The sequence below is a fragment of the Lentzea sp. NPDC055074 genome (assembly GCF_053608005.1).
The window spans coordinates 144,534-156,582 of the sequence record NZ_JBSGUQ010000006.1 but is presented as its reverse complement, the minus strand read 5'-3'; the positions used below and the strand labels follow the sequence as shown (position 1 = coordinate 156,582).

The following is a 12,049-nucleotide window of genomic DNA, read 5'->3' as shown; positions in this document are numbered from 1 at the left end:
CCTAGACCTTAACTCCGGCGAACAGGTCGTTCTCGGGCAGCGTCGAGTCCACCTGCGAGCGGACGAGTTCGTACTCCTCCGTCGGCCAGATCTCGCGCTGCAGTTCCATCGGGATGCCGAACCAGCGGCTGGTCGGGTCGATCTGGGTGGCGTGGGCCTTGAGAGCCTCGTCTCGGACGTCGAAGTAGTCCGCGCACTCGACCTGGGTCGTCACGCGGTCCATGACGTCCGGGCGGTCGGAGTTCCAGTTCGCCAGCCACTCGGCGTACGGGGACTCCATGCCGCGGGCTTCCATGGCCTCGTGGAACGCGAGGATCTTGGCCCGCGAGAAGCCGTGGCCGTAGTAGACCTTCTGCGTTTCCCAGGCCTCGCCCAGCTCCGGCATGAACGAGGCGTCGGCGGCCGCGTCGAGGGCCGCCATCGAGATCTCGTGCGTGCGGATGTGGTCCGGGTGCGGGTAGCCGCCGTTCTCGTCGTAGGTGACGACGACGTGCGGGCGGAAGTCTCGGATGGCCTCGACCAGGGACGGCACCGACTCCTCCAGCGGCACGAGGGCGAAGCAGCCCTCGGGCAGTGGCGGCAGCGGGTCGCCCTCGGGCAGACCCGAGTCCTTGAAGCCCAGCCAGCGGTGCTGGATGCCGAGGATCTTGGCCGCGTTGGCCATCTCCTCGCGGCGGACCTCGATGATGTTCTCGAGCACGTCCGGCTTGTCCATCGCCGGGTTGAGGATGCTGCCCGCGCCGCCGTCGGTACAGGTCACGACCATCACGTCGTGCCCTTCGGCGATGTAGCGAGCCATCGAGGCCGCGCCCTTGCTCGACTCGTCGTCGGGATGTGCGTGAACTGCCATAAGGCGCAGCTTGTCGGCCATGACCCCCGTGGTCCTCCTGTGTGAACGGTCCTGCGACACTCATCAACTGAACGTCGGGCACCATTGTTCCCCAGAGCCGGAGGAGGGCGCGGACAAGTGGCACAGCGCGTGCTCCCCGAGGGGCGCTACAGCAAACAGAGCCGCAAGCCGCTGGCCACGTGGGCGCGCTGGGCATTACTCGCTGTAGCTGTCGCGGTAGGTGCCGTCATCGCCTTCGTCGGTTACCGAAATCTCGGTACAAAGCCGATCGAGGCGAAGCAGACCGCGTTCATCCTCCTCGGCGACGACCAGGTGAAGGTCAGTTTCGAGGTTTCTCGCGATCAACCAGAGCGTGCCGCTGTCTGCATCATTCGGGCCCGGTCCAAGGACGGGGACGAAGCGGGCAGGCGCGAGGTTCTGGTTCCGCCGGGAAATGACGTCGTCGTCGAGACAACAGTTCTCCGCACTTCGAAACCGCCGGTCACCGGCGAGGTGTTCGGGTGCTCCTACCAGGTTCCCGCCTACTTGTCCACGAGCTAGCGGCCAAGCGGGTGATCTGCGGTTTAAACGGCGAGATGGGGAACAAATCGCCGTCGCTGAACGTTGTCTGCGTGTTACTATTGCCGCTCAAGCACGGCCCCGGCGCGGGCCGTGTTTTTCCGTTCCGAGCCCCAGGCCCGGGAACTATCTGGTGCACACGCATGTACCAGAGCAAGACGAGGAGTTGGTGACCGTGAGCGACACCCAGGTGACCTGGCTGACCCAGGAGGCCTACGACCGGCTCAAGGCTGAGCTGGACGAACTGATCGCGTACCGCCCGGTCATGGCTGCCGAGATCAACGCCCGTCGCGAAGAGGGCGACCTCCGCGAGAACGGCGGCTACCACGCGGCTCGCGAGGAGCAGGGCAAGCAGGAGGCGCGCATCCGCCAGCTGCACGAGCTGCTCCAGGCCGCGAAGGTCGGCGAGGCTCCCACCACGAAGGGTGTCGCGGCACCGGGCACGGTGCTCACGATCCGCTACGACGGGGACGACGAGACGGAGACCTTCCTGCTCGCGACCCGTGAAGAGGGCGCGCACGGCGAGATGGAGGTCTACTCCCCGCTGTCGCCGCTCGGCAAGGCCCTGAACGGCGCGAAGGACGGCGAGACGGTCTCGTACGAGCTGCCCAACGGCAAGCAGCAGAAGGTCACGCTGATCTCCGCCGTTCCGTACCAGGCGTAGTCACACCACCCAAAAACGTGCGAAAGGCCGGTCACTTCGGTGGCCGGCCTTTCACGCGTTCCAGCAAGGGCCGCACGCGTGGGGGCACGGGCGTCGACAGGGCGATCGACGTCGACAGCCGCCGGACGTGGGGCACGTCGACGATGTGATCGACAACGCGCTGCAGGTCCGCGTTGGACCTCGCGACCATCCGCACGAACAAGTCCCCCTGGCCCGTCGTCGCGTGCACCTCGCACACCTCGCTGATCGCGGCCAGCCCCTCACACACCTCGGCACGGCGCCCCTGCGCGATCTCGACCGTCGCGAACGCCGTCAGCCCGTACCCCATCGCCCCGAGGTCGAGCGCCGGCGGGAAACCGGTGAGCACGCCCCTGTCGGTCAATCGATCCAGCCGGGCCTGCACCGTTCCCCGTGCGACGCCGAGCCGGCGGGAGCATTCGAGGACGCCGAGACGGGGCTCGTCTGTCAAGAGCAGGAGCAGCTTCGCGTCGAGTTCGTCGACGGGCTGGTCAGAGTGCTCACTCTGCTGGTCCGAAGGCATAGATCACTGTACAAAATGCCCTGAGAAATCGCTGACTGTTGCTCACCCTGTTAGGTCGAATCATGCTGATGGACATGACTCAGCAGCTTGACGACGTGAGCTACGACCAGCTCCGGCAGCTCGTGGGGTTGGTCGACTACGACGCGACCAAGGACCCCTTCCCCGTGCGCGCCATGGACGCCGTGGTGTTCGTCGCGGGCAACGCCACGCAGACCGCGTGGCTCTACCAGGTGGCGTTCGGCATGGAGCTCGTGGCCTACGCGGGCCCCGAGACCGGCCAGCGCAGCCACAAGTCGTTCGTGCTGAAGTCGGGCTCGGCCCGCTTCGTGATCAACGGCGGCGTCACGCCCGGTTCCGAGCTCCTCGACCACCACCGCCGCCACGGTGACGGCGTCGTCGACCTGGCACTGGAGGTCGGCGACGTCGACCAGTGCATCAAGCACGCCCGCGAGCAGGGCGCCACGGTTCTCGAAGAGCCGCACGACGTGTCCGACGAGCACGGCACGGTGCGTCTCGCGGCCATCGCGACGTACGGCGAGACCCGCCACACGCTCGTGGACCGCACCAAGTACAACGGCGTCTACCTGCCCGGTTACGTCGCCCGCACCTCGTCGGTGAAGCGTCCGGAAGGTGCTCCGAAGCGCCTGTTCCAGGCCGTCGACCACTGCGTCGGCAACGTCGAGCTCGGCAAGATGGACTACTGGGTCGAGTGGTACAACCGCGTCATGGGCTTCGTGAACATGGCGGAGTTCATCGGCGACGACATCGCCACGGACTACTCGGCGCTCATGTCGAAGGTCGTCTCCAACGGCAACCACCGCGTCAAGTTCCCGCTGAACGAGCCGGCGATCGCGAAGAAGAAGTCGCAGATCGACGAGTACCTCGAGTTCTACGAGGGCGCGGGCGTCCAGCACATCGCGCTGGCGACCAACGACATCATCTCGACCGTCACGGCCATGCGCGACGCGGGTGTCGAGTTCCTGGAGACCCCGGACTCGTACTACGACGACCCGGAGCTGCGTGCCCGCATCGGCGAGGTCCGCGTCCCGATCGAGGTCCTCAAGGAGCACCGCATCCTGGTCGACCGCGACGAGGACGGCTACCTGCTGCAGATCTTCACGAAGCCGATCGGTGACCGCCCCACGGTCTTCTACGAGATGATCGAACGCCACGGCTCGCTGGGCTTCGGCAAGGGCAACTTCAAGGCTCTCTTCGAGGCGATCGAGCGCGAACAGGAGCGACGCGGCAACCTCTAGTGGTGAGCGTGGATGCGCCGCCGACGTGCCGAGTGACGCCACTCGTGGCGTTCCCCCGGTAGGCTGCCTTACGGGGGACTCACATCGGGTGGAGGTGGCATGGCATTCGCGCGACGCGTGGCCGCGGTGATTCCGCTGGTCGGGGCCGTGACCACGGCTGCGGCGCTGACCGGCGCCGCTTTCCTGACCGTGGCGCACGCGGGTTGTGACGAGGCCGGCCGCTTCGTCCGCACCGGCGAGACGATCCAGTTCGTCGGCGGCTGCGTGAACGGCGCGGACCTGCCGGCGGCGCCCACGGCCGAGGTCGAGAACGTGGACAGGTTCGGCTCGAAGAAGCCTTGATCAACGCGGAAGGCCCCCTCCCAGCACGGGAGGGGGCCTTCGGCGTGTTCGGACCGAACTCAGCCCAGGGCCTCGATCAGGTCGGCCACCAGGTCGTCACCGGACTCGATGCCCACCGACACCCGCACCAGGTCCGCGGGCACCTCCAGCAGCGAGCCGGACGTCGACGCGTGCGTCATCTTGCCGGGGTGCTCGATCAGCGACTCGACGCCGCCCAGCGACTCCGCGAGCAGGAACAGCTTGGTGCGGGCGCACACCTCGAGCGCCGCCTCCTCGCCGCCCTCGACGATGAACGACACCATGCCGCCGAACCGGCTCATCTGCTTGGCCGCCACCGCGTGGCCGGGGTGCGACTCCAGGCCGGGGTAGATGACCTTCTTGACCTTCGGGTGCCGGGTCAGGGCGTCGGCCACGAGCTCGGCGTTGTCCGAGTGCTTGGCCATGCGCAGCTCGAGCGTCTTGATGCCGCGCAGCGTCAGGTAGGCGTCGAACGGGCCGGGAACGGCACCGGCGCCGTTCTGCAGGAACGCGAACGCCGCGTCCAGCTCCTCGTCGGAGGTGATCAGTGCGCCGCCGACGACGTCGGAGTGGCCGCCGATGTACTTGGTCGTCGAGTGCAGGACGACGTCCGCGCCGAGCTCCAGCGGGGTCTGCAGGGCGGGCGACGCGAAGGTGTTGTCCACGACCAGCCGAGCGCCGGCGCCGTGCGCGACCGAGGCGATGGCCGCGATGTCACCGATGTTCAGCAACGGGTTGGTGGGCGTCTCGATCCACACGAGCTTCGTCTCGGGACGGATGGCCGCGCGGATGGCGTCGACGTCGGAGACGGGGGCGGGCGAGTGGGTGACGCCCCACTGCGAGAAGACCTTGTCGATCAGCCGGAAGGTGCCGCCGTAGGCGTCGTTCGGGATGACGATGTGGTCGCCCGGCTTGAGGAACGTGCGCAGCGCGGCGTCGGTCGCACCCATGCCGGAGGAGAACGCACGGCCGTAACGGCCGCGTTCGAGGGACGCGAGGCACGTCTCCAGTGCGCGGCGGGTCGGGTTGCCGGTGCGGGAGTACTCGAAGCCCTCACGCAGACCGCCGACGCCGTCCTGGGCGTACGTGGAGGTCGCGTAGATGGGGACGTTCACCGCACCCGTGGTCGGGTCCGGGTCCTGACCGGCGTGGATCGCCCTGGTGGCGAAGCCGTATGGGGTGCTCATGTCCGAAGGGTACTCACCCGTCTGGCGGTCGACGGCGTGAGTCCACGAGGTGAACACCCCTGGACATGACACAGCCCCCGGCCACCAGGAGGTGATCGGGGGCTGCGCCGAAGGCTTTACCAGCCCTGCTGCTGACCGCCGTAGCCCTGCTGCGGGGGCTGGCCGTAGCCACCCTGCTGCGGGGGCTGCTGCTGCGGGTAGCCACCGGTGCCCGGCTGCTGCGGGTAACCGCCGGTGCCGCCGCCGTACGGCGAGGCCGTCTCCGGGGCGTTGATCACGATGGTCTTCATGATCTTGTCGGCCCAGGTCTGCTTCTTCGGCTCCCACAGGGGGGCGAGGAAGCCCGCGTAGCACGGGATGCCGTCGACGACGTGGCACAGCTGGCGCACGAACGTCGTACCGGCGCCGAGCGGCTGCATGGTCTCCTCGGAGACCAGCTTGATCTTGGCGATCTTCTTGCCGATCGTCTGGCCCGTCTGACCCTGGCGGATGATGACGTTCCAGATGAAGAAGCCGGCGAGGCCGAGCCACAGGACGAGGCCGACGATGCCGAAGATGCCCGCCGTCGTGGGGTCACCGGTCGACGCGCCGACGATGCCCAGCACGAGCACGATGCCGTAGACCACGATCACCGGGCCGAGGACGTCGATCAGGTAGCCGATGAACCGCTGGCCCCACTCGGCGTAGCCGGTGGGAGGCGGCGGGGCCATGCCGTAGGCGGGCTGGCCGTATCCACCGGGCTGACCGTAGGCCTGCTGCTGCGGCTGGCCGTACGGGCTCGACTGCGGCGCGCCGTAGGGCTGCTGCGGCTGGCCGTAGGGCTGTTGCTGCTGCGGCTGCCCGTACGGGTTGGACTGCGGAGCGCCGTAAGGCTGCTGCTGCGGAGCACCGTAGGGCTGCTGCGGGGCGCCGTAGGGCGGCGGCTGCTGAGCGGGGAACCCGCCCGAGCCGGGGCCCTGTGCCGGGAAGCCACCCGAAGCGGGAGGCACCTGCCCGGGGCTGACGACCTGGGTGGCGTCCGCGTTCTGCTGCGGTGCGGCAGGAGCCTGACCAGGCGAGACGACCTGCGTCGCGTCCGGGTTGGGGTTCGCCGCTGACGGCTGGCCACCTCCCGGGACGATCTGCGTTGCGTCCGCGTTGGGCTCCTGCGGCTGACCGCCGAACGGATTTCCTGGCGGCTGCGGAGCGTTCATCCGGTTTCCAACCCCCTTGGCTGGGCCGTGTACGAGTGAGACAGGTGTTGATCTGGGGCGTCACGCTATCGGACGCACCGGCTTCTACGCTCAGCGACCAGCCAAGAACCCCAGAATGTCCTGTCGAGTTACGACACCGGCAGGCTTCCCGTCCTCCAGGACGAGGGCCGCGTCGGCGTGCGACAGGGCGTTCATGGCGATGCCGACCGGCTCGCCGGCGCCGAGCGTCGGCAGCGGCGGCGACATGTGCTTGTCGAGGCGGTCGGAGAGCTGGGCCTTGCCGGTGAACAGCGCGTCGAGCAGGTCGCGCTCGTTGACGGCGCCGGCGACCTCGGCCGCCATGACCGGCGGTTCGGCGTTGACGACGGGCATCTGCGAGACGCCGAACTCGCGCAGGATCGCGACGGCGTCACCCACGGTCTCGTTGGGGTGCGCGTGCACGAGGTCGGGGAGCATGCCGCCCTTGCGGCGCAGCACGTCGCCGACGGTCGCGCCGGTGGAGTCGGGCGGCAGGAAGCCGTAGGACGCCATCCAGCGGTCGTTGAAGACCTTGGACAGGTAGCCGCGGCCGCCGTCCGGGAGGATCACGACGACGACGGCGTCCTCGGGCAGGTCCTTCGCGATGCGCAGCGCGGCGGCGGCCGCCATGCCGCAGGAACCGCCGACGAGCAGGCCTTCCTCGCGGGCGAGGCGGCGGGTGATGTCGAACGAGTCGGCGTCGGAGACCTCGACGATCTGGTCGGCGACGGTCTTGTCGTAGGCCTCGGGCCAGAAGTCCTCGCCGACGCCCTCGACCAGGTACGGGCGGCCGGTGCCGCCGGAGTAGACGGAGCCCTCCGGGTCCGCGCCGATGACCTTCACGGCGCCGTCCGAGACGTCCTTGAGGTAGCGGCCGGTGCCGGAGATCGTGCCGCCGGTGCCGACGCCCGCGACGAAGTGCGTGATCCTGCCTTCGGTCTGGCGCCAGATCTCGGGGCCGGTCTGGTGGTAGTGGCTCGCCGGGTTCTCCGGGTTGGAGTACTGGTTCGGCTTCCACGCGCCGGGGATCTCGCGGACGAGCCGGTCGGACACGTTGTAGTAGGAGTCCGGGTGCTCGGGCGCGACGGCGGTCGGGCACACCACGACCTCGGCGCCGTAGGCCTTGAGGACGTTGCGCTTGTCCTCGCTGACCTTGTCCGGGCACACGAAGACGCACTTGTAGCCCCGGCGCTGGGCGACGAGCGCGAGCCCGACGCCGGTGTTGCCCGAGGTCGGCTCGACGATCGTGCCGCCGGGCCGCAGCTCACCGGACTTCTCGGCGGCTTCGACCATCCGCAACGCGATGCGGTCCTTCACGCTGCCACCGGGGTTCAGGTACTCGACCTTGGCCAGCACCGTGGCTTTGATCCCCGTGGTCAGGGAGTTGAGCTTGACCAGCGGCGTGTTGCCGACCAGATCGACGACGTGTTCGACGTACTCCACCGGTATCTACTCCCCTGCTCCCACTCTCCGAGATAGCGGGACGAAGCGTAGCTCTAGTGGCTGCGGAGGTTGATTCGAACGGCGGCGCCCACGATTCCACGGGAGAGGGGTGGTGCGGATGCTGGGACTCAGGACGCTGCGTGCGGTGGCGATGACCGCCATGACCGTCGGCGGGCTGTCGGGTGCTCTCGTCGGCCTGCTCACTGAGCAGGGACGACGTGCCAGGGTGGCCATCGGCGTGCTGGAGCACCTCTGGCCCGCGCCGGACGGCGTGTACCTCGACGACGGCGGTGATCCGCTGCGGCTGGCGGTGCTCGGCGACTCGATGGCGGTGGGGGTCGGTGTGACCCATCCCTCGCAGATGCCGGGCGTGTTGCTGGCCGAGGCGCTGGCCGAGGAGGCCGGACGGCCGGTGCGGCTGTCGACGTACGCCATCAGCGGCTCGACCACGCGTGACCTGGTGCCGCAGGTCGACGCGGCCGTGCGGGACGAGCCCCAGGTCGCGTTGATCATCATCGGCGCGAACGACGTGACGTCGCGGATGGGGCCGGCCGAGTCGGGCCGGTTGCTGGCCGAGCAGGTGCGCAAGCTGCGCGCGATCGGCTGCGGTGTCGTCGTCGGCACGTGCCCCGACCTGGGGATCGTGCGGCCGATCCCGCAGCCGCTGCGGATGGTCGGGCACCAGTACAGCCTGCGTCTCGCGGCCGCACAGACCGCCGCCGTGCGCCGGGAGGGCGGCGTGCCGGTGTCGTTGGCGAACCTGCTGGCGCCGGAGTTCATGGCGCGGCACGTCGACATGTTCAGCTCGGACCGCTTCCACCCCAGCGCCGTCGGCTACGAGGCCGCGGCGGGCGTGCTGCTGGCGCCGTTGTGCCAGGTGGCGGGGCTGTGGCCGGGCTGGGTCGCGCCGGTGCTGCCGTTGCGGTCCGCGGCTGCCCTGGCCGCGCGACCGTCTCGCGTGCCGGCGTGGCTGCAGAAGCGGCACGCCTGAGTTTCGGAAATCCTCGTCACTCGCGCTGGCCGGGGTGAGCGGCCGTTAACTAGGCTCGACGGCAACCTTGACTCTCAACGAGGAGTTTCGTGATGCCTGAGGCCGTGATCGTCTCCGCCGCCCGCTCCCCCATCGGCCGTGCGGGCAAGGGCTCGCTGAAGGACGTTCGGCCCGACGACCTGGTGGCGCGGATGATCCGCGCGGCACTGGACAAGGTGCCGCAGCTCGACCCCGCGCAGATCGACGACCTGATGCTCGGCTGCGGCCTGCCCGGCGGCGAGCAGGGCTTCAACATGGCGCGCATCGTCTCCGTGCTGCTGGGCTACGACAACCTGCCCGGCACGACCGTGACGCGCTACTGCGCCTCTTCGCTGCAGACCACGCGCATGGCCCTGCACGCCATCAAGGCGGGCGAGGGCGACGTCTTCATCTCCGCCGGTGTCGAGACGGTGTCGCGGTTCGCCAAGGGCAGCTCCGACTCGTGGCCGGACACGCACAACCCGCTGTTCGGCGAGGCCGAGGCGCGCACCGCGTCCGTCGCCGCGTCGGGCGCCTCGGAGTGGCTCGACCCGCGTTCGGTCGACGTCGTGCCGGACGTCTACATCCCGATGGGCCAGACCGCCGAGAACCTGGCCCTGCTCAAGGGGATCTCGCGTCAGGAGATGGACGAGTTCGGCGTCCGCTCGCAGAACCTCGCCGAGAAGGCCATCGCCGACGGCTTCTGGGCCCGTGAGATCACGCCGGTCACGCTGCCCGACGGCACCGTGGTCTCCGCGGACGACGGTCCGCGCGCCGGCGTCACCTACGAGGCGGTCTCCCAGCTCAAGCCCGTCTTCCGTCCCGACGGCCGCATCAACGCCGGCAACTGCTGCGCCCTCAACGACGGCGCCGCGGCCCTGGTGGTCATGTCCGACACGAAGGCCCGCGAGCTCGGCATCACGCCGCTGGCCCGCATCGTGTCGACCGGCGTCTCCGGCCTGTCGCCCGAGATCATGGGGCTCGGCCCGGTCGAGGCCTCGAAGCGCGCGCTGGCGCTCGCGGGTCTGTCGGTCTCCGACATCGACCTCGTGGAGATCAACGAGGCGTTCGCCGCGCAGGTCATCCCGTCCTACCAGGACCTCGGGATCGACCTCGACCGCCTGAACGTGAACGGCGGCGCCATCGCCGTGGGCCACCCGTTCGGCATGACGGGCGCGCGCATCACCACGACCCTGATCAACTCGCTGCAGTTCCACGACAAGCAGTTCGGTCTCGAGACCATGTGCGTGGGCGGCGGCCAGGGCATGGCGATGGTCATCGAGCGCCTGAGCTGACCTTTCGCTCAAGATCTGCAATTTGACGCTTGCAAGTAGCTCCGCTTCACCCGAACGGAGCTACTTGCAGGCCCCCTTTTCGCCGATGAGACAAACATCGCTCAATGGCGTCATCAGGCGAGGGGAAGTCCGTCCCTACCGATGAGCAAGGAGGGGTCGGACATGCCTTACGTGTGGTGGCACAGCGAATATGACCTGCAATGCCACGCTTTCTCTCTCGATCAAGCCAACGGGTCCCGCAGCTTTTACGAGGCCGTTTGTGAACATTCGGTTCCCGACGAACGGGTTTCGCGTGCCCAGGCGGGCGCGCTCTGCACGCCCTGCCTGATCAAGGTGGGCAGCGAACTGCCGGACGTGAGCTGGCGCGTCTAGCGCCTCCACATCCCGATCGAGCCCGGCGCGCTTTCCACGAAACCGTGTCGTGCGTACAGACGACGGCCGGGCGGATCGGCGAGCAGACTCACCAATGCGCCCGGTGAGGCTTCGCGCATCCGCGCGAGCAACGCGGTCATGATCGCGTCTCCGATGCCTTTGCGTTGGTGCTGTGGCAGCACCGCCATGTCGATGATGACGAAGTAGGTGCCGCCGTCACCGACCACTCGTCCCATGCCGACGATTTCACCTGATTCCACGTGAATGACGATCGCGCTGGTCCATGCGCCGGCGATGCCGATTTCGGCTTCTTCGCGAGTGCGCTCACTCAGGCCTGATTCTTTGCGCAGGCGCTGGTAGTCGTCGACGGTCGGCGATTCCATCTTCAAGCTGTATGCGTCGTCCACGCGGTCCAGCCTACGAACGCCGGAGGGGCGCCCCGCCGCAGCGGAACGCCCCTCCAGCACACCCGAAGCGTCAGTCCGAGTTGAAGTACGACAGCAGGCGCAGGATCTCGGTGTACAGCCACACCAGGGTGACCGTGAGACCGAACGCGATCTGCCACGCGAACTTGGCCGGCACGCCGGCGCGGATCGCCTGGTCCGCGGCGTCGAAGTCGATCAGGAAGCTGAACGCCGCGAGGCCGATGCAGACGAGGCTGAAGATGATCGCGATCGGCCCACCGGAGCGGAGGCCGAGGCCGCCGTCGGTGAAGAAGCTCATGATCAGGTTGAAGAGCATCAGGACGCCGACACCGATGATCGCGCCGACGATCCACTTGGTGAACTTCGGCGTGACGCGGATCGCGCCCGTCTTGTAGACCACGAGCATGCCGGCGAACACGCCGATCGTGCCGATGATCGCCTGGCCGATGATCACCACGCCCTGACCGGGGGTGCCGGTCATGCGGTCGACCATTCCGCCGATGATGCCGCTGAACGCGCCGAGGAAGATGCCCTCGAAGAACGCGTACGCGAGGACCAGCGGCGGGCTCGGGTTGCGCTTGAACGTGATGATCAGCGCGAGCACCAGGCCGATGATCGCGGCCGGGAACAGCAGGAACCATGCCTGCATGAGGTACGTGATGACGGCGGTCACGGCCACGACGGCCAGCGTGATGCCCGTCTTGGTGACGACGTCGTCGATCGTCATCGGCCGCTCGCTGGTCAGCGGCGGCGGCCCCTGCTGGTAGCCGGCCTGTTCTGGCTGGCCGAAGCCTGCGTAGCCCCCGTACCCGCCGCCGGTCGGCAGGTTACGGAAAGCCGGGTTGCTGCTCGAGCGCACCTGGTCCTCCTGTGGCGTT

At 68.4% G+C, this 12,049-nt stretch carries 14 protein-coding genes; 7 read left to right on the top strand and 7 right to left on the bottom strand.

Annotation, left to right across the window (positions count from 1 at the left end):
- Position 1 precedes the first annotated feature (1 nt).
- The gene (mca, locus tag ACWF7A_RS16545; protein ID WP_452251295.1) at positions 2–871 is read right to left on the bottom strand and encodes a mycothiol conjugate amidase Mca; all 870 of its coding nucleotides are present in this window, start codon (positions 869–871) and stop codon (positions 2–4) included.
- Positions 872–967: 96 nt separating this feature from the next.
- Here mca and ACWF7A_RS16540 point away from each other — a divergent pair, with 96 nt between their 5' ends.
- Both ACWF7A_RS16540 and greA read left to right on the top strand, forming a co-directional pair.
- Complete coding sequence (locus ACWF7A_RS16540) at positions 968–1,390, top strand: DUF4307 domain-containing protein (protein WP_452251294.1); 423 nt, start codon at positions 968–970, stop codon at positions 1,388–1,390.
- Positions 1,391–1,577: 187 nt separating this feature from the next.
- A complete protein-coding gene (gene greA, locus ACWF7A_RS16535; RefSeq protein WP_045309976.1) occupies positions 1,578–2,072 on the top strand; it encodes a transcription elongation factor GreA in 495 nt (164 codons plus the stop codon).
- A gap of 31 nt (positions 2,073–2,103) precedes the next feature.
- On the opposite strand, the gene ACWF7A_RS16530 is transcribed toward greA, so the two are convergent.
- Entirely contained in the window at positions 2,104–2,613 is a 510-nt protein-coding gene (locus tag ACWF7A_RS16530) for an Lrp/AsnC family transcriptional regulator (protein WP_452251293.1), read from the bottom strand.
- Positions 2,614–2,687: 74 nt separating this feature from the next.
- On the opposite strand from ACWF7A_RS16530, the gene hppD reads away from it, so the two are divergent.
- Positions 2,688–3,869, top strand: a complete 1,182-nt coding sequence (gene hppD / locus ACWF7A_RS16525) for a 4-hydroxyphenylpyruvate dioxygenase (RefSeq protein WP_452251292.1) — start codon at positions 2,688–2,690, stop codon at positions 3,867–3,869.
- A gap of 99 nt (positions 3,870–3,968) precedes the next feature.
- On the top strand, positions 3,969–4,211 hold the full coding sequence (locus ACWF7A_RS16520) for a hypothetical protein (RefSeq protein ID WP_452251291.1): 243 nt from the start codon (positions 3,969–3,971) through the stop codon (positions 4,209–4,211).
- Positions 4,212–4,270: 59 nt separating this feature from the next.
- Here the strand turns inward: ACWF7A_RS16520 and ACWF7A_RS16515 are convergent, their stop codons facing one another.
- The 3 genes from ACWF7A_RS16515 to ACWF7A_RS16505 all read right to left on the bottom strand — a co-directional run bounded on the left by ACWF7A_RS16515 (position 4,271) and on the right by ACWF7A_RS16505 (position 8,070).
- Positions 4,271–5,416 carry a cystathionine gamma-synthase gene (locus tag ACWF7A_RS16515; protein ID WP_452251290.1) on the bottom strand — a complete coding sequence of 382 codons (1,146 nt, stop codon included), beginning with the start codon at positions 5,414–5,416 and terminating at the stop codon, positions 4,271–4,273.
- A gap of 116 nt (positions 5,417–5,532) precedes the next feature.
- Positions 5,533–6,609, bottom strand: a complete 1,077-nt coding sequence (locus tag ACWF7A_RS16510; protein WP_452251289.1) for an RDD family protein — start codon at positions 6,607–6,609, stop codon at positions 5,533–5,535.
- A 90-nt stretch (positions 6,610–6,699) separates the two neighbouring features.
- Entirely contained in the window at positions 6,700–8,070 is a 1,371-nt protein-coding gene (locus ACWF7A_RS16505; protein WP_452251288.1) for a cystathionine beta-synthase, read from the bottom strand.
- A 118-nt stretch (positions 8,071–8,188) separates the two neighbouring features.
- Between ACWF7A_RS16505 and ACWF7A_RS16500 the strand changes: the two genes are divergently transcribed.
- From ACWF7A_RS16500 to ACWF7A_RS16490, 3 genes are all read left to right on the top strand, one after another.
- Complete coding sequence (locus ACWF7A_RS16500) at positions 8,189–9,061, top strand: SGNH/GDSL hydrolase family protein (protein WP_452251287.1); 873 nt, start codon at positions 8,189–8,191, stop codon at positions 9,059–9,061.
- 92 nt (positions 9,062–9,153) lie between these two features.
- A complete protein-coding gene (locus ACWF7A_RS16495) occupies positions 9,154–10,374 on the top strand; it encodes an acetyl-CoA C-acetyltransferase (protein WP_452251286.1) in 1,221 nt (406 codons plus the stop codon).
- Positions 10,375–10,536: 162 nt separating this feature from the next.
- The gene (locus tag ACWF7A_RS16490) at positions 10,537–10,746 is read left to right on the top strand and encodes a hypothetical protein (RefSeq protein ID WP_452251285.1); all 210 of its coding nucleotides are present in this window, start codon (positions 10,537–10,539) and stop codon (positions 10,744–10,746) included.
- On the opposite strand, the gene ACWF7A_RS16485 is transcribed toward ACWF7A_RS16490, so the two are convergent.
- Complete coding sequence (locus tag ACWF7A_RS16485; protein WP_452251284.1) at positions 10,743–11,153, bottom strand: GNAT family N-acetyltransferase; 411 nt, start codon at positions 11,151–11,153, stop codon at positions 10,743–10,745. The two genes, ACWF7A_RS16490 and ACWF7A_RS16485, sit on opposite strands and share 4 nt — an antisense overlap.
- Positions 11,154–11,223: 70 nt before the next feature.
- Positions 11,224–12,030 carry a Bax inhibitor-1/YccA family protein gene (locus ACWF7A_RS16480; RefSeq protein ID WP_452251283.1) on the bottom strand — a complete coding sequence of 269 codons (807 nt, stop codon included), beginning with the start codon at positions 12,028–12,030 and terminating at the stop codon, positions 11,224–11,226.
- Between the last annotated feature and the right edge of the window lie 19 nt (positions 12,031–12,049).